The organism is Pseudomonas sp. CGJS7, from assembly GCF_036961695.1.
On the sequence record NZ_JBAMDI010000007.1, the window covers coordinates 106,633 to 131,451 of the forward strand.

General features: G+C 62.5%; 17 protein-coding genes, 4 tRNA genes and 1 pseudogene. 9 read left to right on the forward strand and 13 right to left on the reverse strand.

The features are described from left to right. Positions 1-34: 34 nt before the first annotated feature. Entirely contained in the window at positions 35-4,060 is a 4,026-nt protein-coding gene (locus tag V7787_RS06885; RefSeq protein WP_064493498.1) for a bifunctional nitrate reductase/sulfite reductase flavoprotein subunit alpha, read from the reverse strand. A 338-nt stretch (positions 4,061-4,398) separates the two neighbouring features. Between V7787_RS06885 and V7787_RS06890 the strand changes: the two are divergent. Next, positions 4,399-4,580 (forward strand): annotated as a pseudogene (locus V7787_RS06890) (type I methionyl aminopeptidase); the annotation flags it as partial. Between the two features lie 161 nt (positions 4,581-4,741). Here the strand turns inward: V7787_RS06890 and V7787_RS06895 are convergent. The 4 genes from V7787_RS06895 to V7787_RS06910 all read right to left on the reverse strand — a co-directional run bounded on the left by V7787_RS06895 (position 4,742) and on the right by V7787_RS06910 (position 5,243). Continuing rightward, positions 4,742-4,818, reverse strand: a tRNA-Asp gene (locus V7787_RS06895). Positions 4,819-4,831: 13 nt separating this feature from the next. After that, positions 4,832-4,907, reverse strand: a tRNA-Val gene (locus tag V7787_RS06900). A 170-nt stretch (positions 4,908-5,077) separates the two neighbouring features. Continuing rightward, positions 5,078-5,154, reverse strand: a tRNA-Asp gene (locus tag V7787_RS06905). Positions 5,155-5,167: 13 nt separating this feature from the next. Beyond that, a tRNA-Val gene (locus V7787_RS06910) sits at positions 5,168-5,243 on the reverse strand. Between the two features lie 216 nt (positions 5,244-5,459). Here V7787_RS06910 and rdgC point away from each other — a divergent pair. Together rdgC and sugE are read left to right on the forward strand one after the other, a co-directional pair. Next, on the forward strand, positions 5,460-6,380 hold the full coding sequence (gene rdgC, locus V7787_RS06915; protein WP_003252510.1) for a recombination-associated protein RdgC: 921 nt from the start codon (positions 5,460-5,462) through the stop codon (positions 6,378-6,380). Between the two features lie 311 nt (positions 6,381-6,691). Beyond that, positions 6,692-7,009: a quaternary ammonium compound efflux SMR transporter SugE gene (gene sugE / locus V7787_RS06920; RefSeq protein ID WP_010952753.1), complete on the forward strand. Its 318-nt coding sequence runs from the start codon at positions 6,692-6,694 to the stop codon at positions 7,007-7,009. Between the two features lie 3 nt (positions 7,010-7,012). Here the strand turns inward: sugE and V7787_RS06925 are convergent, their stop codons facing one another. The 4 genes from V7787_RS06925 to V7787_RS06940 form a co-directional block, all read right to left on the reverse strand. Next, positions 7,013-8,890 carry an MFS transporter gene (locus V7787_RS06925; protein ID WP_336086819.1) on the reverse strand — a complete coding sequence of 626 codons (1,878 nt, stop codon included), beginning with the start codon at positions 8,888-8,890 and terminating at the stop codon, positions 7,013-7,015. Between the two features lie 156 nt (positions 8,891-9,046). Continuing rightward, entirely contained in the window at positions 9,047-9,880 is an 834-nt protein-coding gene (locus V7787_RS06930; protein WP_336086821.1) for an amidohydrolase family protein, read from the reverse strand. A gap of 24 nt (positions 9,881-9,904) precedes the next feature. Next, entirely contained in the window at positions 9,905-11,179 is a 1,275-nt protein-coding gene (locus V7787_RS06935; protein WP_014754228.1) for an MFS transporter, read from the reverse strand. Between the two features lie 95 nt (positions 11,180-11,274). After that, positions 11,275-12,006: a GntR family transcriptional regulator gene (locus tag V7787_RS06940; protein ID WP_020189988.1), complete on the reverse strand. Its 732-nt coding sequence runs from the start codon at positions 12,004-12,006 to the stop codon at positions 11,275-11,277. A gap of 181 nt (positions 12,007-12,187) precedes the next feature. On the opposite strand from V7787_RS06940, the gene V7787_RS06945 reads away from it, so the two are divergent. Together V7787_RS06945 and V7787_RS06950 are read left to right on the forward strand one after the other, a co-directional pair. After that, a complete protein-coding gene (locus V7787_RS06945; RefSeq protein WP_010952748.1) occupies positions 12,188-13,366 on the forward strand; it encodes an MFS transporter in 1,179 nt (392 codons plus the stop codon). 126 nt (positions 13,367-13,492) lie between these two features. Further along, positions 13,493-16,972, forward strand: coding sequence for a hybrid sensor histidine kinase/response regulator (locus tag V7787_RS06950; protein WP_198747594.1), 3,480 nt, complete (start codon positions 13,493-13,495; stop codon positions 16,970-16,972). Here the strand turns inward: V7787_RS06950 and rmuC are convergent. Next, on the reverse strand, positions 16,944-18,317 hold the full coding sequence (rmuC, locus tag V7787_RS06955) for a DNA recombination protein RmuC (RefSeq protein WP_162497237.1): 1,374 nt from the start codon (positions 18,315-18,317) through the stop codon (positions 16,944-16,946). The two genes, V7787_RS06950 and rmuC, sit on opposite strands and share 29 nt — an antisense overlap. 672 nt (positions 18,318-18,989) lie before the next feature. Next, the gene (locus V7787_RS06960; protein ID WP_336086828.1) at positions 18,990-19,409 is read right to left on the reverse strand and encodes a tetratricopeptide repeat protein; all 420 of its coding nucleotides are present in this window, start codon (positions 19,407-19,409) and stop codon (positions 18,990-18,992) included. A gap of 950 nt (positions 19,410-20,359) precedes the next feature. Here V7787_RS06960 and V7787_RS06965 point away from each other — a divergent pair. The 3 genes from V7787_RS06965 (at position 20,360) to V7787_RS06975 (ending at position 22,743) form a co-directional block, all read left to right on the forward strand. Beyond that, a complete protein-coding gene (locus V7787_RS06965; RefSeq protein WP_010952743.1) occupies positions 20,360-20,584 on the forward strand; it encodes a hypothetical protein in 225 nt (74 codons plus the stop codon). A gap of 249 nt (positions 20,585-20,833) precedes the next feature. Then, complete coding sequence (locus tag V7787_RS06970; protein WP_003252489.1) at positions 20,834-21,316, forward strand: hypothetical protein; 483 nt, start codon at positions 20,834-20,836, stop codon at positions 21,314-21,316. A gap of 146 nt (positions 21,317-21,462) precedes the next feature. Continuing rightward, a complete protein-coding gene (locus V7787_RS06975; protein WP_014592083.1) occupies positions 21,463-22,743 on the forward strand; it encodes an OmpP1/FadL family transporter in 1,281 nt (426 codons plus the stop codon). Positions 22,744-22,785: 42 nt separating this feature from the next. Here the strand turns inward: V7787_RS06975 and V7787_RS06980 are convergent, their stop codons facing one another. Then, positions 22,786-23,715, reverse strand: a complete 930-nt coding sequence (locus tag V7787_RS06980) for a LysR family transcriptional regulator (RefSeq protein WP_064491166.1) — start codon at positions 23,713-23,715, stop codon at positions 22,786-22,788. A 113-nt stretch (positions 23,716-23,828) separates the two neighbouring features. Between V7787_RS06980 and V7787_RS06985 the strand changes: the two genes are divergently transcribed. Next, positions 23,829-24,089 carry a DUF2798 domain-containing protein gene (locus V7787_RS06985; protein WP_064491167.1) on the forward strand — a complete coding sequence of 87 codons (261 nt, stop codon included), beginning with the start codon at positions 23,829-23,831 and terminating at the stop codon, positions 24,087-24,089. Positions 24,090-24,231: 142 nt separating this feature from the next. Here V7787_RS06985 and V7787_RS06990 read toward each other — a convergent pair whose 3' ends face one another. Beyond that, a complete protein-coding gene (locus tag V7787_RS06990) occupies positions 24,232-24,783 on the reverse strand; it encodes a glutathione peroxidase (RefSeq protein WP_064491168.1) in 552 nt (183 codons plus the stop codon). Between the last annotated feature and the right edge of the window lie 36 nt (positions 24,784-24,819).

The following is a 24,819-nucleotide window of genomic DNA, read 5'->3' on the forward strand; positions in this document are numbered from 1 at the left end:
ATTCAAGGTGCACAACACCCCATCTTGGAGCACTTCAGTACACATCGCGCCGATAACGCCTGGCCTTGCTCAAGCCTTCGACATAAGCCGCAGCCGCCGCCGCATCCATCCGGCCATGCTCGGCGACGATCACCCGCAACGCCGCATCCACATCCCTGGCCATGCGCTGCGCATCGCCACACACATAGAAATACGCCCCCGCCTCCAGCCATTGCCACAACAGCGCACCCTGCTCGAGCATGCGCTGCTGCACATAGATCTTCTCGACCTGGTCCCGCGAGAACGCCGTGTCCAGCCGCAGATGCCCCGCCGCTTGCCAGGCCTGCAACTGCTCCTGGTAATAGAAATCGGTCGCTGCATACTGCTCGCCGAAGAACAGCCAGTTGTCGCCTTTTGCGCCCCGTGCCTCTCGCTCCTCGAGGAACGCACGGAACGGTGCAATGCCGGTACCAGGGCCCACCATGATCACCGGCACGCTGTCGTCCTCGGGCAAGCGAAAGTGCTTCGACACCTGCGGGAAGATCGCCACCTTTTGCACCTGCGCACGGTCGGCAAGAAAGCTTGAGCACACGCCTTTACGTTCGCCATAACGCACCGTCGATACCGTCAGATGCACCTGGCCTGGGTGCGCCAGCGGGCTGGAGCTGATCGAATAGAGCCGCGGCTGCAATGGCTTGAGCAATTCCAGCCAGCTGGCCAGCGACAACTGCTGGGGGAAGGCGCGCAGCACATCGACCAACTGCCGGCCCCACAGCCAATCTTGCAGCTCGGCCTTGCATTCAGGCTGCAGCAAGCGCTGCAGGTCAGGCGCGTTGCTGGCAAATGCCTGCAGTTGTTGCGCAGTGACCTTGGCAATTTCCAGGTGTGTTTGCAGGGCTTCGGCCAATGGCATGGCGCTATGACCTTTAAGCTCGACCATAGCCTGGCCATCGAGCTGCATCAGTGTCAGCAGCTCTTCTACCAGGGCCGGGCAGTTGCGCGGCCATACGCCCAGGGCATCGCCGGCAGCGTAACTGAAGCCGCTGCCGCCCAGATCGAAGACCAGCTGACGGGTTTCCTTGCTGGCGCCGGGGCCATTGAGCAGGCGGTTTTCCAGTACGGTGGCCATCCAGGGTTGCTGCTTGCTGAAGGCCGATACGGGTGCAGGTTCACTCGCCGGAGGCGGCGCTGTGGCAGTGCCCAGTGCAGGCAATAACGCTTCGAGCCAGCCGGTAAAGGCTTCGTCGAAGTCTGGCTCGCAGTCCACCCGCGGCAGCAGGCGATGCCCTCCCAGCTCGGCCAGGCGCTGGTCGAGCTTGCGGCCAAAACCGCAGAACTGGTCGTAACTGGAGTCGCCCAGGGCCAGTACGGCATAGGGCAGCCCGGCGCAGTGAGCGCCCTCCTCGCCCTGCAAAGCCTGCCAGAAGGCCGCGCCGCTGTCGGGCGCGTTGCCATCGCCAAAGGTGCTGGCGATCAACACCACACTGGCAGCACCCTGCAGCTGGCTTGGGCTGACCGCCTCCAGGCAGCTGAGTTGCACGTTCAGACCGGCACCGCGCAGGCGCGCGGCACAGCGTTCCGCCAGCTGCTCACCATTGCCGGTCTGCGAGGCCCACAGCACCTGATGCCATGGCGCGGCCTGTGCCGCGATGGGTGCAGTTGCAGGCTGGGCGAACAGCCCGGCCAGCAAGCCGTCGACAAACAAACGACGGCTGGCAGCCAGCGGCGCACTGGCCGGCAGGCGGGGTACGCCCTCGGCGCGGGCCTGGTCCAGGCCCAGCAGGAAACCTTGCAGGTAATGACGCTCTTCTTCGGCCAGCACCGGAACCGGCAAAGTGTGCAGGCCAAGCAGACGGGACAGGGTGGCGGTCGGCATGCGGACAGGCTCTACAGTGGCAGTGTTCAGATCAAGGGCGTCGATGCGCTCGCCTGCGACCCGCTCCAGGGCTACGGCACAGTGTTTGAAGGCAGGCTGCAGCGACAGCGGGTCGACCGCATCGCAGGTCGCGGCATTGATCGCCAATTGCTCGCCGATCAGGTCGTTCCAGTGAAACGGCGCAAAGCAGTTGCCCGGCATGACCCGGTCACTGATGCGCGCCGGCAACACGGCGTGCCCCCGGCGTGAGCGAACGGCTACCTGGTCCTTTTCAGCGACACCCAGCCGGGCGGCATCCTCAGGGTGAATCTCAAGGTAGGGGCCGGGCTCCAGCTTGTTCAGTGCCGGCACCTTGCCGGTCTTGGTCAATGTGTGCCATTGGTGCTGCACACGCCCAGTATTCAGCACCATGGGGTAGTCATCGTCCGGCAATTCCGCTGCCGGCAACCAGGGCCGCGCAAAGAAGCGCGCCTTGCCGCTGGCGGTGGGGAAGGCCAGTGCCGGCCGCCTACCCCGGGCATCGAGCAGTAGCGCCTGGCTGCTGCCGTCGTTGAGGTAGCGCAGCGGGCTGCGATGCTGTTCGCTTCCCGGTGCACAGGGCCACTGGCGCGGCTGCGTACGCAATTCGGCATAGCCGATACCGCGCAGGTCATAACCGGTAACAGGGTTGTGGAAGCGGCGTATTTCCTCATACACCGCTTCGGCATTGGGGTAGTCGAAGGCGTCGGCATAGCCCATGGCGCACGCTACGCGGGCAATGATCTGCCAGTCCGGCAGACTTTGCCCGGGGGGCTCGACAGCGCGTGGCATCAGGGTCAGGTTGCGCTCGCTGTTGATCATCACACCCTCGCCTTCGGCCCACAGCGCCGCCGGCAGCAGGATGTCGGCGTAGCGGTTGGTTTCGGTGTCGAGGAAGGCGTCCTGGGTAATGACCAGTTCGGCCTTGCGCAGGCCGTCGATCACTTGCTGGCGGTTGGCGACACTGGCTACCGGGTTGCTGCAGATGACCCAGCAGGCTTTCACTTCACCGGCTTTCATCTGCCCGAACAGCGCCACCGTACCCTCGCCGCCCTCGCTGCGCAGGCTGCCGGGTGGCAGTTGCCACTGCCGTTCGACGAACGCGCGGTCATCTTCCACCAACGCTGAGCGCTGGCCTGGCAAGCCGGGGCCCATGTAGCCCATGTCGCGGCCGCCCATGGCATTGGGCTGGCCGGTCAGCGAGAACGGGCCGCTACCGGAGCGGCAGATGGCACCCGTGGCCAAGTGCAGGTTACAGATGGCGTTGCTGTGCCAGGTGCCGTGTATGCTCTGGTTCAAGCCCATGGTCCAGCAGCTCATCCAGTTGTTGGCGCTGCCGATCCATTCGGCGGCCTTGATGATATCGGCCTCGGCCAGCCCGGTGATGGCGGCGACGCGCTCGGGGGTATAGTCGTCGAGGAAGGCCGGCAGTTCGTCCCAGCCTTCAGTGTGGCGGGCGATGAAATCGGGGTTGGTGTGGCCGTTGCGATGCAGCAGGTGCAAAAGGCCGTTGAGCAAGGCCATGTCACTGCCGGGGCGCACCTGCAGAAACAGGTCGGCCTTGTCGGCGGTGGCGCTGCGCCGTGGGTCGACGACGATCAGCTTCGCACCGGCCTTGACCCGATCAAGCAGGCGCAGGAACAAGATCGGGTGGCAGTCGGCCATGTTGGCGCCGATCACCAGAAATACGTCGGCGTGCTCGAAGTCCTGGTAACTGCCAGGTGGGCCATCGGCGCCAAGCGACAGCTTGTAGCCACTGCTGGCGCTGGCCATGCACAGGCGCGAGTTGGACTCGATGTGGCGCGTACGGATAAAGCCCTTGGCCAACTTGTTGGCCAGGTACTGAGCCTCCAGCGACATTTGCCCGGACACGTACAGCGCCACGGCATCCGGGCCGTGCTGGTCGATGATGCTGCGCAGACGCTCGGCAGTGGCAGCGATGGCTAGGTCCATGCTGGTGCGCACTGGCGGCTGGCTGCGTTGCTGGCGCAGGTAGGCGTCGGCCATGCGCCCGCTGGCACTCAGTGGCTGGTGTGCGGTGAGGCCTTTGGTGCATAGGCGGCCAAAGTTGCTCGGGTGCAGCTTGTCGCCGCTGATCTTGCCGACCTTGCCATCGGCAACGCTCATGACGATGCCGCAGCCCACGCCGCAGTAGGGGCAGACGCTGCGTACTTCGCTGTTGGCCATGGGCGGGCTCCTGTGGAAAACGCAAAAAGGCGCCGGCTGCCCGGCATGCTGATGCAAGCGGGGCAACACGGCGCCTTTGTCGTGAAGTGGTGAGGGCTGTCGACGTTGACAGCCCGGGGTGAGAGTAGATCAGCAATTTATGGGCCAGCTATACCGGCCCTTTCGCGGGCATGCCCGCTCCCACAGGGATATCGCAAGGCCTGAGGGCGGCGCAGTACCTGTAGGAGCGGGCATGCCCGCGAAGAGGCCTGCACAGGTTACGCACCATGCGGTGGCAACCTCACGCTCCCAGGCGCTTTGCTGGGGCAATTTCCAGCATGAGCAACTGCCCTCCCCCCATGTCCCAGGTGATCCTCAAGCCCCCCGCCCAACTCGACTGACGCGCCGCGCCGGTCAGTTGCTGACCCAGGTGTTTGCCAAACTCGACAGCTTCATCCGCCCCGATGTGACCACGATGCAGATCAACGACCGCGCCGAGGCGTTCATCGTCGATACGCTCAAGGCACGGCCGGGGACCGAGGACGGGTTTGAGGTGCTGACGCTGCGGGAAGAAGAGTGGCGCAGCTAGCCCCTTGTTGCAGAGGGGCGGAGACGATCGCATGATGCAGAAATAAAAAAAGCGACCCTAAGGTCGCTTTCTTTTTTACTTCCGGGTGTTCAGTGGGCCCTGGAAGTGGAATATGGCGCAGCGGACGGGACTCGAACCCGCGACCCCCGGCGTGACAGGCCGGTATTCTAACCGACTGAACTACCGCTGCGCTATACATCGAGTGGTGGGTGATGACGGGATCGAACCGCCGACCCTCTGCTTGTAAGGCAGATGCTCTCCCGGCTGAGCTAATCACCCATGTCTCTCGGTGTGGCGCGCATTCTACGGGCGACTTGGCGCTCTGGCAAGCACTTATCGAAGTTTTTTCACACTTCGGTCAAACACCAAAAATCAGGCACAAAAAAAGCGACCCTAAGGTCGCTTTCTTTGTTACTTCCGGGTGTTCAGTGGGCCCTGGAAGTGGAATATGGCGCAGCGGACGGGACTCGAACCCGCGACCCCCGGCGTGACAGGCCGGTATTCTAACCGACTGAACTACCGCTGCGCTATACATCGAGTGGTGGGTGATGACGGGATCGAACCGCCGACCCTCTGCTTGTAAGGCAGATGCTCTCCCGGCTGAGCTAATCACCCTTCGTCTCGGTGTGGCGCGCATTCTACGGAGCGCCCCACACCCTGGCAAGCACTTTTTAAACTTTTTGCAAAAAAAACCTCAGGCCTTTCAAAGACCTAGCGTTGTCGGGCGATTCTTTCATGCATAAGCCACTGCTGGCCCTCTGACAGGGCTGGCCTCAATTCACCGCTCGGAGAATAATGCCCGCCTTATGCATTAAGGAGAGATTGCCCCTCATGTGGTTCAAGAACCTGCTGACCTACCGCCTGACCCAGGAAGTTCCGTTCGAGCCTGAAGCGCTGGAAGCCGCCCTGGCCAGCAAGCCGGCCCGCCCCTGCGCCAGCCAGGAGCTGACCACTTATGGTTTCGTCGCGCCGTTCGGCAAAGGCGAAGACGCTCCCCTGGTGCATGTCAGCGGCGAGTACCTGCTGATTGCCGCGCGCAAGGAAGAACGCATCCTGCCGAGCAGCGTGGTCAACGACGCGGTCAAGGAAAAGGTCGAAGAGATCGAGACCGAGCAAATGCGCAAGGTCTATAAAAAGGAACGCGACCAGATCAAGGACGAAATCATCCAGGCGTTCCTGCCGCGTGCGTTCATCCGCCGCTCGATGATCTTCGCTGCCATTGCCCCGCGCCTGGGCGTGATCCTGGTCAACTCGGCCAGCGCCAAGCGCGCCGAAGACCTGCTGTCGACCCTGCGTGAAGTGATGGGCTCGCTGCCCGTGCGCCCGGCCACGGTGAAGATTGCGCCAGTGGCCACCATGACCGACTGGGTCAAGTCGCAGCAAGCCGCCGAAGGCTTCTATGTGCTGGACGAGTGCGAGCTGCGCGACACCGCCGAAGATGGCGGTATCGTACGCTGCAAGCGCCAGGACCTGACTGGCGAAGAGATCCAGCTGCACCTGAGCACCGGCAAAGTGGTGACCCAGCTGGCCCTGGCCTGGCAAGACAAGCTGTCGTTCATCCTCGACGACAAGATGGTCATCAAGCGCCTGAAGTTCGAAGAACTGCTGCAGGAGCAGGCCGAGCAGGACGGTGGCGATGAGGCTGCGCAGCAGTTCGATGCCAGCTTCCAGTTGATGATGATGACCTTTGCCGAATTCCTGCCGGTGCTGTTCGAGGCGCTGGGTGGGGAAGAGATCCCGCAAGGGGTCTGACGGGTATGAGTTGCGGTGCTGGCTTGAAGCGTTTCTGCCAGCACCGGCCTCTTCGCGGGTAAACCCGCGCCTACGACGCCCTGCGCCCAATCACCAATGTGTGCCCCCCCGATCAGGTGTAGGAGCGGGTTTACCCGCGAATACGGTAGCGGCGGCAACGGTGAACGACGGGTGGAAATTGGCCAGCAGGCGTTGACTTGCCCGGAAGGCCGCAGACAGGCACCATGGTGCCCACTGTGAGGACGACCTCACGACGCACCGCGTGACCACTCCGGGGACGGCCCCATCATTCAAACGATGGAGACACACTCATGTCCTGGATCATCCTGTTTTTCGCCGGCCTGTTCGAGGTTGGCTGGGCCGTCGGCCTCAAATACACCGACGGTTTCACTCGACCGCTACCCACTGTCCTTACCGTCGGCGCCATGGTCATCAGCCTGGGCCTGCTGGGCCTGGCCATGAAGGAGTTGCCGCTGGGCACCGCCTATGCCATCTGGACCGGCGTAGGCGCAGTCGGTACGGTCATCGCCGGGATCATTCTGTTCGGCGAGTCCATGGCCCTGGTGCGGCTGGTCAGTGTGGCGCTGATCGTCTGCGGCCTTGTCGGCCTGAAAGTCAGCGCCAGCTAACCCCTATCGCAGAGGGCCGCGCAGGCGGCTGACCTGTTCGCGCAACACCTCGGGCTGCGCCGCCTCCACCGGGATGGCGGCGCCTGCCACGATGGTCACCCGCGACCACAGGCGCTTGAAGAAGCCCTTGGCCGGGTCACGGCTGAAGAAGCTACCCCACAACCCCTGCAAGGCCAGCGGAATCACCGGTACCGGCGTTTCTTCGAGAATGCGGCTGACCCCACCCTTGAAGACATCGATTTCGCCATCGCCCGTCAGCTTGCCTTCCGGGAAGATGCACACCAGTTCACCATCCGCCAGGTATTCGGCAATGCGCGCGAAGGCCCGCTCGTACGTCGCCTGGTCTTCGTTACGCCCGGCAATCGGGATGGCACCGGCAGTGCGAAACACGAAGTTGAGCACCGGCAGGTTGTAGATCTTGTAGTACATGACAAAGCGGATCGGCCGGCGTATGGCCCCGCCCAGCAGCAACGCATCGACGAACGATACGTGGTTGCACACCAGCAACGCTGCACCTTCGTCGGGGATGCGCTCAAGGTCTCGGTGCTGCACGCGGTACATCGAATGGCTGAGCAGCCAGATCAGGAAACGCATGGTGAACTCAGGCACGATCCTGAAGATATAGGTGTTGACCGCGATATTGAGCAGCGACACCACCAGGAAAAGCTGCGGGATGCTCAGCTTGGCCACGCCTAGCAGGATGATGGTGAGCACCGCCGACACCACCATGAACAAGGCATTGAGGATGTTGTTGGCCGCGATCACCCTGGCGCGCTCGTCCTCGGCCGTGCGGGCCTGGATCAACGCATACAGCGGCACGATGTAGAAGCCGCCGAACACACCCAGGCCAATGATCGACAGCAAGATCCACCAGGCCTGGCTCATGCCCAGCAGTGCCAGCCAGTCGTGCGGCGCTGCTGCAGCCGGTACATCACCGGAGTGCCACCACCACAGCAGGCCGAACAGGGTCAGGCCGAACGAGCCGAACGGCACCAGGCCGATTTCCACCTTGCGTCCACTGAGCCGCTCACACAGCAGCGAGCCCAGGGCAATGCCCACCGAGAACAGGGTCAGCACCAGGGTCACTACCGTGCCATCACCGTGCAGCCAATCCTTGGCATAGGCCGGAATCTGCGTGAGGTAGATGGCGCCGACAAACCAGAACCACGAGTTGCCGACGATCGAACGCGACACCGCCGGCGGCTGGCCCAGGCCCATGCGCAAGATCACCCACGACTGCTTGAAGATGTTCCAGTCCAGCGGCATTTGCGGCGAGGCGGCAGCCGCCCGAGGGATCCAGCGGCTGGCGAGGTAGCCGAGTACCGCCGTGCCGACCACGCCACCGGCTATCACCGTTGCGTAGCTGTCGGCCGACATCATCATGCCCGCGCCGATGGTGCCGGCGAGGATGGCGAGGAAGGTGCCGGTTTCCACCAGCCCGTTACCGCCCACCAGCTCTTCCTCGCGCAGGGCCTGCGGCAGGATCGAATACTTCACCGGGCCGAACAGCGCCGAGTGGGTCCCCATACCGAACAGCGCCACCAGCATCAGCCACAGATGGTTGGTGACAAAGCCCAGCGCACCAATCGCCATGATCACGATTTCGGCCAGTTTGATTGCCCGGATCAGCGCATCCTTGGCGAACTTCTCGCCAAACTGCCCGCCCAGCGCCGAAAACAGGAAAAACGGCAGGATGAACAGCAAGGCACACAAGTTGACCCAGATCGATCGGTCACCATCGCCCAGGCTGAGCTTGAACAAAATCGCCAGGATCAGCGACTGCTTGAACAGGTTGTCGTTGAAGGCACCCAGCGACTGAGTGATGAAGAACGGCAGGAAACGCCGCTTGCCGAGCAAGGTGAATTGCGAAGAGTGACTCATCGTCCTTGGTCCTGAGGGCTTTTCAATTGGAGGCTCGCCAAGCGCGCCGGGCCACAAATCTGCATGGGAAATGCGCTGGCTGGCAAGCACCGGCCCAGCATGACCACGCAAGCTTGCGTTCAAGGACCTGCTGGCAGTTGCAGCACTGGCGCTAGGTCACTCGAAGCCAAACAACGCCCGCGCGGTATCCAGCAACAGTGCCTGGCGCAACTGCGCTGAACAACCCAAGGCCTCGAACTGTTCGACAGCGCTGCCGAAACTGACCTCCGACTCATGCTGGGTATGCGGCCAGTCACTGCCCCACATCAACCGCTCTGCGCCGTAATGGGCTTCCAGCGCGCACAGCGCCTGACGGGCGAATGCCAGGTTCTCCTCCGGCGAGCCCTGCAGCCTGTAGATGCCGGACACCTTCACCCACACCTTGCCCCGACCGCTCAGGGTCAGCAGTTCGGCAAACCCCGGCTGGCCCAGGCCAAGGCGGGCATCTGGCCGGCCGAAATGGTCAATCACGATGTCCAGCCCATAGGGCTGCAATGCCCGCACCAGCACTGGAATGTCCGCCACCTGACGGTGCAGTTCCACGTGCCAACCCTGCTCGCCGATGCGCTCCAGCAGGGGCCGCCACTGCGCGCCGGTCAGGTCAGGCAGGTCTTGCCCCATGAGGTTGAGGCGTACCCCCCTGACTCCCAACCGGGCCATTTCCGCCAAGGTCGCCCGCTCGACCTCCCGCTCCAGCATCACCACCCCGCGCAGTTGCCCTGGCACGGTCTGCAAGGCGCTGAGCAGGTAGCGGTTGTCGGTACCCAGGAAGCTGGGCTGGACCAGTACGCCATGGCTGAAACCATGGGCCCGCAGTTGGCCCAGGTAGTCGCCCAGCGGGGCATCGTAGCTGGGCGCATAACGCCGCTGGGTGGCCAGGTTCAGCCCACGGCTGAACACGTGGGCGTGGCTGTCGATGGCAGTCAGGTGCAAAGCGGGTGCGTCGGGCATGGTTCTCATACAAACAGGTTCAGGTTACTTGGCGACGGCACCGGCCGTTTCCGGCGCAGGTGCAGATTCAAGGTTGCGGCCACGGGTTTCGGGCAGGCACAGGGCTGCGATCACCGCAACGCCATACGCGATGCCGGCATCGATGCCGATGGCACTGCCCAGCGACATCGACTCGCTCATGTGCCCGACCAGGAACGGGAACACGGCCGACAGCACGCGACCGAAGTTGTAGCAAAAGCCCACCCCGGCGCCGCGCACGTCAGCCGGGTACAGTTCATTGAAAAACGCACCCAGGCTGGCCGGGATGCCGGCGGCGAAAAAGCCCAGCGGGAAGCCGAGGAACAGCATCTGGGTATTGGTCAGCGGGAAGAACACGTAGGCCTGCACGGTCAGTACACAGCACAGGGCGAACAGCAGGATGTTCTTGCGCCTGCCAATACGGTCGATCAGCAGGCCGCTGACCACGCAGCCGCACCAGAAGGCCAGGATGATCACCGCCAGGTAACCGCCCGAGTTCAGCACCGAAAGGTTGCGCTCTGTCTTGAGGAAGGTCGGCAACCAGGTCATCACCGCGTGGTAGCCACCGTGGGCACCCAGGCCGAGCAAGCCGCCCAGCAGGGTCACACGCAGCAGTTCCGGGCGGAAGATGCCAGCCATCGACTGCAAGAAGCTGGAAGGGATGGCCTTTTCTTTCTGCAGGCGCTGGAAGCTGTCCGGCTCAGGCACGTTGCGGCGTACCCAGATGATCAGCAGCGACGGCAGCAGACCGACGAAGAACATCACCCGCCAGGCAAACTCCTGCGGCACCAGCGAGTAGATCAGCGTAAACAATGCCACCGCCAGGCCCCACCCCACAGCCCAGGCACTCTGCACCGTGCCCATGACCTTGCCGCGATACCTGGGGTTGATAGTTTCGGCCATCAGCACAGCGCCGGCTGCCCATTCGCCACCGATGCCAAAGCCTTGCATGGCCTTGACGAACAGCAACGGGTAGAAGCCGGTGACGAACGCCGAAAGGAAGGTGAAGAACGAAAACCAGAGAATCATCCATTGCAGGGTACGGACGCGACCATAGCGGTCGGACAGTGTGCCACCCAGCCAGCCGCCGATTGCCGAGGTCACCAGGGTCAGGCCACTGATCAGGCCGGCATCGCCCTTGGTCAGGGAGAACGCGGCAATCAACGCGGGGATGGCCAGGCCGAACATCTGCACTTCCAGCGCATCGAGCGACCAGCCGCCGAAACAGGCCCAGAATGTCTTGCGTTCCCGTGAGGTGATCTCGCGATACCAGCTGAACATGATTGTTATCCTTCTAGTCGTGGGTGTGACGGGCAGGCGAAGCCACTGCGCCGTGGTAGCACGGCGCAGACAGGTAAAGGGGTGAAGCGACCGGTTTAACGAATGTCGATGCGGTAGCGGAAGTGCTGCGCATGGCCGCGCGAGCGGCGCCATTCCAGAGGTTTGCCGGCGTAGTCGCGGGCCAGGCGCTCGATCACGACCACCGGGCTGTCGGCCGGCAGTTGCAGCAAGCGGCCATGCACCGCGTCGACCGCTTCGGCGGTCAGGGTTTCTTCGGCGTAGGCGACCACCTGACCGCACAGCGCTTCGTAGATCGGGTACAGCAGCGGGCCCTCGCTGTTCAGATCCACGTCCAGCAGCGGCTGGAAGGTTTGGCGCGGCAGCCAGATTTCTTCGGCCAGCACCGGCTGGGCGCCGAGCAGACGTGTGCGAATGATGCGGATCACTTCTGCCTCCCCTGCCAGGCCCAATGCCTCGGCCACCGCGGAAGGCGCCGGCAGCGACTCGATGGAGAGAATGCGGCTTTCCGGCACTATGCGCTCGCCATTGGCGGCCTCGAAACGGAAGAAGCGGAACAGCGACGACTGGAACTGTGGGCGGCGAATGAAGGTGCCGCGGCCCTGCTGGCGCTCCAGCACGCCTTCGGCCACCAGGACATCGACGGCTTTACGCACGGTACCGATCGACAGGTCGAATTCGGTGGCCAAGGCTGCCTCGGTGGGGATCGCTTCCCCCGGGCGCCAGCGGTTGTTGGCAATTTGCGCGACCATGTGATCGCGCAGTTGTTGGTAGCGGGGCAGTCGAGCATCACCGGTCAATGGGTGCATGGGTCTCGCTCTCGTCTTGTTATATAAACATATATATGAATTTCTCGAGAGTATTCCCTGAGCCTGGCGGGCTGTCAATCCTCCGCCGGTCGCCCTTTGGTAGGCGAAACGGCCTTGTGTCGGGAGGACCGCATGTGGCTTATGCTTGTGCTCGGCAAACCCGCACAACAAGGACGTGGCAATGCTCGCCGCCATAAAACGCTATCCGCACACCGTTCGCCTGCTGCTCACCACCACCTTCACGCTTACCGTCGCCCGCGCCCTCACCCTGCCCTACCTGGTGGTTTACCTGGCCGACAATTTCCAGCTGCCGATCAGCCAGATCGGCCTGCTGATCGGTGGCGCGCTGATCGTTGCCTCCCTGTTGAGTCTCTACGGTGGTCATCTGGTCGACACCTTGAGCAACCACACGCTGGTCAGCGCCAGTACCCTGCTGTTCGCCCTGGCCTTCGTCGGCGCGGTCGCCAGCCGTTCGGCACTGCCGTTCTTCTTCTGTCTGGTGTTGATCAACCTGGCCCTGGCAGTGGTCGATATCGCCGCCAAGGCAGGCTTCTGCGCGTTACTGCCGGTGGATGAGCGGGCCGAGGTGTTCGCCATCAAGTACACCCTCAGCAACGTCGGCTACGCCGCCGGCCCGTTGCTGGGCGTGGCCATGCTTGAACTGAACGACCATGTGCCGTTCCTCGCCTCTGCCCTGCTTGGCCTGGCCATGTGCCTGGCTTATTGGCGCCTGGGTGATCGCAGCCTGCAGGCCAGCGCGCCGGACAAGCCTGCGGCCGGCTTCGGCCAAGTGGCGCTGGGGCTGGCGCGGGATCGTCGGCTGGTGTGCTTTACCGTGGGTGGGGTGCTGAGCGCGGTGGTGTTCGGCCAGTTCACCGCCTACCTGTCCCAGTACCTGGTGGTCACCAGCAACCCGGCCGAAGCGGCACGGCTGATCGGCTATCTGGTCACCACCAACGCCGTGACGGTCATTGCCTTGCAGTACCTGATTGGCCGGCGTATCAGCCGCCAGCGCCTGATGCCGTGGCTGTTGGCCGGCATGGGCCTGTTCATCGCCGGCTTGCTGGGTTTTGCGCTGGCGGGCTCGGTACTGGCCTGGTGCCTGGCGATGCTGGTGTTCACGCTGGGCGAAATCATCGTGATCCCGGCCGAGTACATGTTTATCGACCTGATCGCACCGGAGCACTTGCGCGGGGTGTATTACGGCGCGCAGAACCTGTCCAACCTGGGGGCGGCGCTGGGGCCGGTGATGGTGGGGTTTGCACTGGTACACCTGTGGCCAGGGGCAGTCTTCTACCTGCTGGTGTTGTCGGTGATACTGGCAGGGGTGTTCTATTGGTTGGGCACCCGCAGGGGTTGATGTTGCCTGTTCCGGCCCATTCGCGGGTGAACCCGCTCCTACAACCATCGTCTGCGCTGACGAAGCGGCACTTGCGTGCCAGACTGATTGATCGGGACCGCGTTACCTTTTTGCTTCGGAGTCTTCATGTCGTTGTCCAGCGGGCTGATCGCCGTGGTCGCCCTGGCCTATATGGCCATCATGTTCGCCATCGCCTTCTATGGCGACCGCCGCAGCACGCCATTGCCGCCAAAGCTGCGTGCCTGGGTGTACAGCCTGTCGCTGGCCGTGTACTGCACCAGCTGGACCTTCTTCGGCGCGGTCGGCCAGGCCGCCGAACAGCTTTGGGCGTTCCTGCCCATCTACCTGGGCCCGGTACTGCTGCTGATCTTCGCCCCTTGGGTGCTGCAGAAGATGGTGCTGATCAGCAAGCAGCAGAACATCACCTCGATCGCCGACTTCATTGCCGCGCGCTACGGCAAGTCGCAGACCCTGGCAGTGGTGGTGGCACTGATCTGCCTGGTCGGCGTGCTGCCGTACATCGCCTTGCAGCTCAAGGGCATCGTACTGGGCGTGAACCTGCTGATCGGCGCCAACGCCGACGCCACCGGCACCCGCGTGCAGGACACCGCGCTGGTGATATCGCTGGTACTGGCGCTGTTCGCCATCGTCTTCGGTACCCGCAGCCTGGATGTGACCGAGCACCACCGCGGCATGGTCCTGGCAATTGCCTTCGAATCGCTGATCAAGTTGCTGGCGTTCCTTGCCGTGGGCATCTTCATCGTTTTCAACCTGTATGACGGTTTCGACGACCTGTTCAGCCAGGCCCGCCAGTCGATCCACTTGCAGGACTATTGGAAAGAAACCATCAATTGGCCTTCCATGGTGGTGCAAACCGCCGTGGCGATGATGGCAATCATCTGCCTGCCCCGGCAGTTCCACGTTACCGTGGTGGAGAACATCGAACCGCAGGACTTGCGCCTGGCGCGCTGGGTATTCCCGATGTACCTGGCACTGGCCGCGCTGTTCGTGGTGCCGATTGCCCTGGCCGGGCAGATGCTGCTGCCCGGCACGGTGATCTCCGACTCGTTCGTCATCAGCCTGCCCCTGGCCGAGGCGCACCCGAGCCTTGCCCTGCTGGCGTTCATCGGCGGTGCCTCGGCGGCCACCGGCATGGTGATCGTCGAGGCCGTGGCGCTGTCGACCATGGTGTCCAACGACATGCTGCTGCCCTGGCTGCTGCGCCGCAATAACGCCGAGCGGCCTTTCGAAGCGTTCCGCCACTGGATGCTTTCGGTACGCCGGGTAACCATCGTGGTGATCCTGCTGCTGGCCTATGTCAGCTACCGCCTGCTGGGTTCCACCGCCAGCCTGGCGACCATCGGCCAGATCGCCTTTGCCGCTGTGACCCAGCTCACCCCGGCCATGCTTGGCGCGCTGTACTGGAAGCAGGCCAACCGTCGCGGTGTGTTCGCCGGCCTGGCCGCTGGCATTTTCCTGTGGTTCTACACCTTGGTGCTGCCGATTGCCGCGCACAGCCTGGGCTGGTCGTTGCAGTTGTTCCCTGGCCTGGCGTGGCTGCACGGCAACCCGCTGAACCTGCCGATCAGTCCACTGACCCAAGGTGTGGTGCTGTCACTGGCGGGCAACTTCACCCTGTTCGCCTGGGTCTCGGTGCTGTCGCGCACACGGGTTTCCGAGCACTGGCAGGCCGGCCGGTTCATTGGCCAGCAGACCAGCGCGCGGCCCAGCAGCAAGCCGCTGCTGGCGGTGCAGATCGACGACCTGTTGACCCTGGCCTCGCGCTTTGTCGGGGAAGAGCGCGCACGGCAGAGCTTCATCCGCTTTGCCTACCGCCAGGGCAAGGGCTTCAACCCTAACCAGAACGCCGATGGCGACTGGATCGAGCACACCGAGCGCCTGCTGGCCGGGGTGCTCGGTACCTCGTCGACCCGCGCGGTGGTCAAGGCGGCCATCGAAGGCCGCGACATGCAACTGGAAGACGTGGTGCGCATCGCTGACGAAGCCAGTGAGGTGCTGCAGTTCAACCGCGCCCTGCTGCAAGGCGCCATCGAGAACATCAACCAAGGCATCAGCGTGGTCGACCAGAACCTGCACCTGGTGGCCTGGAACCGCCGCTACCTTGAACTGTTCAACTACCCGGACGGGCTGATCAGCGTAGGGCGGCCGATTGCCGACATCATCCGCTACAACGCCGAGCGCGGCCTGTGCGGCCCCGGCGAGGCACAGGTGCATGTGGCGCGGCGGCTGCACTGGATGCGTCAAGGCCGCGCGCACTCCTCCGAGCGGCTGTTCCCCAATGGCCGGGTGATCGAGCTGATCGGCAACCCGATGCCGGGCGGTGGCTTTGTCATGAGCTTCACCGACATCACCCCGTTCCGCGAGGCCGAGCAGGCCCTGCGCGATGCCAACGAACGCCTTGAGCAACGCGTGGCGGAGCGCACCCACGAACTGTCGCAGTTGAACCAGGCGCTGTCCGAAGCCAAGAGCCAGGCCGAAGCGGTGAGCAACTCCAAGACCCGCTTCCTGGCCGCCGTCAGCCATGACCTGATGCAACCGTTGAACGCCGCACGGCTTTTCTCTGCCGCCTTGTCGCAACAGGCCGAGGGCATGAACGAAGAGGCCCAGCAATTGGTACAGCACATGGACAGCTCGCTGCGCTCGGCTGAAGAGCTGATCAGCGACCTGCTGGACATCTCGCGCCTGGAAAACGGCAAGATCACCCCGGATGCCAAACCCTTCGCCCTCAACGAACTGTTCGATACCCTGGGCGCCGAGTTCAAGTTGCTGGCGGCCGAGAAGGGCCTGGAGTTCCGCCTGCGCGGCAGCCGCCTGAGGGTGGACAGCGACATGAAACTGCTACGCCGGGTGCTGCAGAACTTCCTCACCAATGCCCTGCGCTACGGCAAGAGCCCGATCCTGCTGGGCGCGCGCCGACAGGGCGAGCGCCTGTGGCTGGAGGTCTGGGACCGTGGCCCGGGCATTGCTGACGACAAGCTGCAAGTGATCTTTCAGGAGTTCAAGCGCCTGGACAGCCACCAGACCCGCGCCGAGAAGGGGCTAGGCCTGGGCCTGGCCATCGCAGACGGTCTGTGCCGGGTGCTGGGGCATCCGCTGGAGGTGCGCTCATGGCCGGGCAAGGGCACGGTATTCCGCGTCAGCGTACCGATTGCGCACCAGGCCACCGCGGCACAAAGCGCGCCTGTAGAACAACAGGGCGGCCAGCCACTGGCGGGGCTGCAAGTGCTTTGCGTGGACAACGAAGACAGCATCCTGATCGGCATGAACAGCCTGCTGAGCCGCTGGGGTTGCCAGGTATGGACCGCGCGCAACCAGGCCGAATGCGAAGCCCTGCTGGCCAGAGGCATGCGCCCGCACCTGGCATTGGTGGACTACCACCTGGACGACGGCGAGACCGGTACCGGGCTGATGGGCTGGCTTCGAGCACGGCTGGGTGAGCCGGTACCCGGTGTAGTGATCAGCGCCGACGGCAGCAAGGAAACCATCGCCCTGGTACATGCATCAGGGCTGGACTACCTGGCCAAACCGGTCAAGCCTGCGGCCTTGCGCGCCCTGCTCAATCGCCATCTGAGCCTGGCTCAGTAACCGCTACCTCGGGCAGCGCCTCATCGGACAGCGCCCGCTCCAGCAGGTCTGCCGGCAAGCTCTTGCTGGCACGGGCGCCCAGCAGCTTAAGCTGCTCGCTGCGGCTGACCAGGTTGCCACGCCCTTCGCACAGCTTGTTGCGCGCTGCCGCATAAGCCTTGTCCACCTGCTGCAAGCGGCTGCCCAGTTCGTCCAGGTCCTGGATGAACAGCACGAACTTGTCGTAGAGCCAGCCGGCCCGCTCGGCAATTTCGCGGGCGTTCTGCCCTTGACGCTCCTGCTTCCACAGGCTGTCGATAACCCGCAAGGTGGCCAGCAACGTGGTAGGGCTGACAATCACGATCTGCCGGTCGAAAGCCTCCTGGAACAGGTTCGGCTCGGCCTGCAGGGCCGCCGAAAAGGCCGCCTCGATGGGCACGAACAACAACACGAAATCCAGGCTGTGCAGGCCTTCGAGGCGGCTGTAGTCCTTGCTCGACAGGCCTTTGACGTGGCTGCGCAGCGACTGCACATGCTGCTTGAGCGCAGCTTCGTCGTTGCCGGCAACGAACTGCTGGTACGCCGTGAGGCTGACCTTGGCGTCCACCACCACCTGCTTGTCGCCGGGCAGCATGATCAGCACATCCGGCTGGAAACGCTCGCCGTCGGCGCTTTTCAGGCTGACCTGGGTCTGGTATTCGCGGCCCTTTTCCAGGCCGGCATGTTCCAGCACACGTTCGAGGATAAGCTCACCCCAGTTGCCTTGGGTTTTCTGGCCCTTCAAGGCCTGGGTAAGGTTGGTGGCTTCGTCGGACAGGCGCAGGTTGAGCTGTTGCAGGCGCTCCAGCTCCTTGCCCAGCGAGAAGCGCTCGCGGGCCTCTTGCTGGTAGCTTTCCTCCACGCGTTTTTCGAAGGCCTGGATGCGCTCCTTGAGCGGGTCGAGCAACTGGCCAAGGTGCTGCTGGCTGGTCTGGGCGAAGCGCTGCTCGCGTTCGTCGAAGATCTTGGTGGCCATGTCGGCGAACTGGGCGCGCAAGGTGTCACGGGCCTCCTGCAGGTCTTCCAGGCGTTGCTGGTGGCTTTCCTGCTGTTCGCGCAGTTCTGCGTCCAGGCGCGCGGTTTGCGCCTCCAGGCGACGCAGTTCGGCTTCGCGATTGGCGCGCTCAAGGCTCCAGGCGTGGGCGGCGTCACGGGCGTTGTCGCGATCGATCTGCAGCAGCTCCAGCTCACGGCTTTGGGCGGCCAACTGGGCCTGCTTGACGGCGTTGGCCTCACTGAGGTCGCTGACCTCGTCGCGACTGGCGTCCAGTTGCGCCTGCAGGCCGGCCTGGGCCAGCTGGGCTGCATTGAGGCGTTCTTCGAGCAAGGCCTGCTCAGCTTGCCGGGCGCCTTGGCGGCGCTGCACCTGCATGACCCACACCAGGCAGGGTATTGCGCCTGCCACCAAGCCCAGCAGAATGCTGGCCAGATCCACTGTCATGCTTACCCCGAACGCTCTGATGCAAATTGAGTGCAGCTTATCAGCCTGATGGGTGTGTTGCCTGCATCCGCCTCTTCGCGGGCAAGCCCGCTGCGCAAGCCTGAAAGAAAAGCCCGCGCGGTCGCCCGTAGGAGCGGGTTCACCCGCGAAGAGGCCGGCCCTACTGGCCAATTTCCACCCGCCGTTCACCGTCGCAGCCGCCACCGTATTCGCGGGTAAACCCGCTCCTACACACGCATCGGGGGTTGAACACAGGCCGCCGTAGGAGCGGGTTTACCCGCGAAAGGGCCGGGCCTGCTGGCCAATTTCCACCCGCCGTTCACCGTTGCCGCCGCAACCGTATTCGCGGGTAAACCCGCTCCTACACACGCATCGGGGGTTGGACACAGGCCGCCGTAGGAGCGGGTTTACCCGCGAAAGGGCCGGCCCTGCTGGCCAATCCCCACCCGCCGTTCACCGTCGCAGCCGCCACCGTATTCGCGGGTAAACCCGCTCCTACCACGGTGGTGAACACACATAGGTGATTGCTCGCGAAAGGGCCCGCGCAGGCAAAAAAGCTCAGGCAGGAAACCACTGTCGCAACAACCGCCGCGCTTCCTGCGATCCCTGCCCTGCCGCAAGCTCAAGCCAATAGCGCGCCTGCTCCGGCTCGTTGTGCTGACACAGCCGGGCGTATTCCAGCTGCGCCCGCCGATCCCCTGCGCGGGCAGCCTGACGCAGCAGCTCATGGCCTATACGCCGGTCACGGGCGTTGCCACAATCTCGGCACAGCATCTGCCCCAGGCGGCTCTGCGCCACAACCACACCTTGGCGCGCCGGCTGCTTCAACAAGCGCCCGGCCAGATGCTTGACCTGAGGGTTGTCGCCCAGGCGCGGGCTGTCGAGCAACCACAGGGCCACTTTCAGGGAAAAGCGTTTGGCGGGAGGTGCAAGTGTCGATGCAGCGGGGCTGGAAAGGTGTTTACCGCGAAACTTCATGAGCAACAGGTTTGGTAACTCGAAAGGCGCGCCACTCTACTCTTTTTTTTTCGCCCTGACCTGTCGATTTCTGGAGGATTGAAAAAAAATTCCATGATCTTTTCTTGACGTTTTCAGGTGGATGACCAACCAGTCTGTTGGAGTATGGCAATTGTCGGACAGTCCATCCCATTGCTGGCACGCCCGTGCTAGAGCAAGTGCTCGGGACAATCCACAGTTCCTGTGGATAACTCGGTGGACAACCCCCTCTCACACCCCTCAAACCCCCGTGAATTGGGGGCTTTGGTCAAACTGACGATTTTTTCACCAGCTAAAAATAGTGTTTTTTTTCATTGACTTAACCACGCAGTCAAGGCATTGGCGAGGCTGCCGGGTGGTGTTACCAGGCCGTTACAAGCGCTGCCCCGAATGTGAACAAGTGCACCATAAACCTCCATTTGGGTGCACGAAAAGGGCACATCGGCCGGCATTCGGGCCATTTACCCCCTCTTCCCAGCAACGAAAATTCGCGCCATACTGCGCGGCTCACCTGAACAAACGTAGCGCTTGCCAAACATCTGCACTTCCGGTAAGGTGCCCCTCGTTAGTACCAAGCTGAAAGTCAATTCTGGCCGCAAGCGTCCTTGCAGACTCGCTCCCCCCAAGAGCGTCCCTGCTGAAACAAGGACCGGCCCATTCAATGATTCACTCGCCAGCCTTACGCTGCGCAAGCACGAATCACATGACAGATTGATCAGGATCCCACCTCGACGGCCTAGAACCTTGGCCCCGGCGTGCTGCCTGCCTTCCGAAGTACCTACCAGTCAGCCCAAGCGCCTACATTTGATTGCGCCCCCTCTGGCTGCCCTGTTCCAGTCAGGTTCGTTCGTCCCTTAATAAAGGCGTCACTGGAACGTTTCTATCATGCACGGATCATAACCCCCGTGTTTAAAGCAGGAACCTCCAACAATATGCAAACTCATCATCAGATTCAGGCTGCCATTGGCACCCTCTCCCAGGCCTTCTCGCCGTTGAAGTGCCTTATCGTTGCCCCACGCAAGGGCAGCTTCAGCTTTACCTTGGTAGACGAACACGGCGTTGCCTGCCATACCGAACGCCTGTACCACGAACAGTACAGCCGCCATGAACCGCTGCAGGCGGTGATCGCCCGGACGCGTCAGTCGCTCACCGCGTGACCGGCGAATACCGAGGTATTCAAGCGCTGAATCCTCCGATCGCAAGACTGCCTGAACGCTCTGGGCGTAATTGCCTTAGGGCATATAGCCCGGAGCATCAGGCAGCAATCGATTTAAAAACAGCTCTTTACACCACGATTATCACACTACACTTCAACTCGAGCGGTGCTTTCCGCTCCCGGCGGGCCTGATCATTCACCAGCTGCCAAGCTCCAGCGCCCGTCCGGCCCTTACCTGCTCGAGGGCATCATGGGTATTGCGGCGAATGAATTGTGTCAGTATGTGATCCGACCCACCCTGGTCTACCTGAACCGTCACTGCGCCAGCGCCGAAGCCTTGCTCCTGGGTATCGCCGCCAGCCAGTCAGCACTCGGCTCAGCCCTGCACGACCGACGCGGGCACGGCCTCTACCGCATCGGCGAACATCGTCACCAGGCGCTCTGGGACGAATACCTGGCCCGTGACCCCGACCTCGCCAGCCTGGTCCGCGGCCTGGCCAGCCAGCACGCCTTCCTTGGTGGCCCGCACCTGGAGCTCACCGTCAACCTGCGCTATTCCACTGCCATTGCCTGGATGCTCATCGAAGAGCAGGCCACCCCATTGCCTGCGGCGGACGATCTGCTGGCACTGGCGCGTATCTGGCGACAGATTTTCAACCCCCAGGGTCGTCTGCGCGACTTCACCCATGCCTGGCATGCCTGCATAGATCAGAAATTGCCACAGGCATCTTGAGACGCGTCCTACAAGTAACCCGGAAAAAATGGAATTTTGGTCGGATTGTCCTACAAAACCGCTCTAACTCCTGCGATTGAGCCTATAGCGCAGCGCGTGATTTGTTGGTAGCTTTTCGCCCCGGAGACCCAAGGAGTTTTCTAATAATGAAAAAAGTAATGCTCAAAACCTCCCTCGGCGTAGCCGTTGCGCTTGCTTCCAGCCAACTGCTCGCCGCCGGGTTCGCGCTGAACGAACAAAGTATCAGCGGCATGGGAACCGGTTTTGCTGGGCGCTCGTCTTCTGCCGACGATGCCAGCACTGTGTATGGCAACCCGGCCGGCATGTCCCGCCTCAAGCGCGAACAATTCACCGTGGGCGGCGCTGCCGTCATCGCCAAGACCGACATATCGGGCCCAGGCAGCAACTTCGGGGGGGAAACCGATGGCGACATGGTGCCTCTCGTTGGCGTACCCATGGGCTATTACGTCAAGCCGATTGATGATCACTGGAGCGTTGGCTTCGGCGTTTACGTGCCATATGGCCTGATCACCGACTACGGTAGCGATGACGCTGCACGCTACTGGGGCAAGAAGAGCAAGGTCGAGGTTGTCACCTTCCAGCCAACCGTCAGCTACGCCTTCAACGACAAAGTGTCGATCGGTTTTGGCCCGACTATCAACCGTATCAAGGGTGAACTGGGTTCGAACCTGAGCAGCAAGGCCCTCCTGGGGCCCAATGGCCCTGACGGCGAGACCAAGATCAAGGGCGATGACACTGCGATTGGTTACAACATCGGCGTTCTGGTGCAAGCTACGGACCGTACCCGTCTGGGCCTGACCTATCACTCGATGGTCGACTACAAGCTTGAAGGCAACACCCGCGTTTCCTACCCGATTCCACAGCTTGGCCTGAACGGCAGGTTCGACGCCAGCCTGAAGATCAAGACGCCAGAGTCAGTGGACTTCTCGGTCACTCATGAACTGGATGACCATTGGACACTGTATGCGGGTAGCACCTGGACGCGCTGGAGCCGCCTGGAAAGCATCGTCGTCGAGAACGAAGCGCCGGCAGGCTACCCGTTGAAGACCATCACCGAAGAGCAGAACTGGCACGACACCTGGGCCCACGCCATTGGCGCGTCCTACAAGGTGAACAAGGAGTGGACCCTGCGCGCAGGCTTCTCCGTCGACCAGTCGCCCACCAACAACCATGATCGCTCGCCACGCATTCCGACTGGCGATCGTAAAGCGGTCAGCTTTGGTGCCGGCTGGAGCCCGAACGATGACATGACCATCGACGTTGCCTATTCGTATCTGTGGGAAGAGGATACCAAGGTCAACAACCTGCCAAGCTCGCAACAACAAGGGCTGTTGAAAGGCAGCTACCAGGCCAAGTACGAGAACAGCGCTCACGGTATCGGTGCATCCCTCACCTACCGCTTCTGATTCCTGTGCGTTACATGAAAACCGCCCTCGTGGCGGTTTTTTTCATGCCTGCACTTGCCAGCTGTCGCCCAGGCATTCGCGCAGGTAGTCCATGAAAGCGCGCACCTTGGTGGTCATGGCAAAGCGATCGGCCAGGCACAGGTAGATGTCCATGGGCTCGGTCTGGGCGTATGCCTGGCTGCTGTCGCAGTATTCGAACAGCGGCACCAAGGCCCCCGACGCCAGGTGCGGCCGCACGATGAACTCGGCCAGACGGGTGATGCCACCATCGTGCAAGGCCATCTGGGTCAGGACATCGATATCGTCGCTGATCAATACACTGCCGAATTCCGCTTCGAAGCGCAGGCCGTCCCGCATGAAGCCCCAGCGCAAGAAGCGGCCATCCACCGGATAGCGAAACACAAGGCAACGGTGCCCGCGCAAGGCCTCGGGCGTGGCAGGTACGCCAGCACTTTGCAGGTAACCGGGTGAGGCACAACAAATGAACGGGATGCGGGCAATGCGCCGGGCCAGCAGCTGGTCTTCGAGCTGCGGGGCAATGCGCAGGCTCACGTCAACGTCTTCACGGGCATGGTTGACCCGACGATCAGTCGTTACCAACTCTATCGAAAGTAAAGGGTAGCGGGCACTGAAAGCAGGTATCAACGCCGCCAGCACATGGCGCCCAAAGGCAGAGGTCGAGGCGATGCACAGCCGCCCCTGAGGCTCGCTGTCGGGTGTTGTCACTGCCTGTTCGGCCAGGGCCAGATCACGCTCGATATGCTTTACACGCTCGTAATACTGGGCGCCAGAGGGCGTCAGGGCCATGCTGCGTGTGGTTCGGCTGAGCAGGCGTACTTGCAGGTGGCCTTCCAGCCGCGCCAGGTTCTGGCTGACGGCTGCCGGACTGAGGCCGAGGATACGGGCACCAGCAGCGATGCTACCGGCCTCGACCACCTTGATGAAGCAGCGAATGGCGTTGAGCAGGTCCATGGTGAGCGCTTGGATTCGTAAGTGTTTCTTTATAAAGAACTCAATGCTGCCGGTCTACAGCTGCAGGGTGCAGGTTGCTAATCTGCGCTTCCACTCAGCTTTCAGGAGTTCGCATGAGCAACCTGCCCCGATCGTGCAGTCGACGTAAATTGCACCCGGTCGCTACCCCCTACGTTTTCGCGTTCTACATGTCGTCGATCATGGCGCTGTTGATGTGCTTCGTGATCACGGCGGCCAATGCCGGGTTTACCCCTGAGTATCTGGGCAATGTGCTCAAGGCCTATCAGCTGGCGATGCCGGTGGCATTTGTGTGTGTGCTGCTGGTCCGGCCGGTGGTGGTGCGGTTGGTGGCGATTACCGTGCATGCACGGTGAAGTGACCGCAGCCAGCCACTTCCTGTTTTTGATCTTGATCCCGCGACTTCAGGAGGACGGCGTAAGGCCTACTGAAGTCGCAATCTGCGTCGCCTGAACTGCCTCGCGCTTAAAAGCAAACGCCGCAGCAAGCGCAGCCTGGTTACTGCTGTGAGGCGATGGCCTTTTCGATAGCGGCGCGGAACGCGGGATCATCCGGTTTGGTCAGGCTGGAGAAGTTACCGATCACCTTGCCCTTGCGATCGACAACATACTTGTAGAAATTCCACTTCGGCGCAGTGCTCTGGCTGGCCAGCTCCGCGAACAGCGGTATCGCATCCTTGCCCCGCACCGCCTGCGTCTTGGTCATGGTGAAGGTGACACCGTAGTTGGCATAGCAAACCTTGGCAGTCTTCTCACTGTCGGCGTCTTCCTGCTTGAAGTCATTGGACGGCACGCCGAGCATTTCCAGGCCTTGCTCGTGATACTCCTTGTAGGTCGCCTCAAGCCCCTCGAACTGCGGGGCAAAACCGCAATAACTGGCAGTATTCACCACCACGAGCGGCTTGCCGGCAAAGCGCTTGCACAGCTCGACCTGCCCCTTGCCGCGCAATTCCGGCAGGCTACCCTGCAACAATGCCGGGCAATCTGCAGCCCAGCTCGATGTACTGGCAAGCAGGGCCAGCACCGGCACCGTCAACCAATGTGCACGCATGACTCGTTTCTCCCGCATGACAATCCTTGAGCTTGC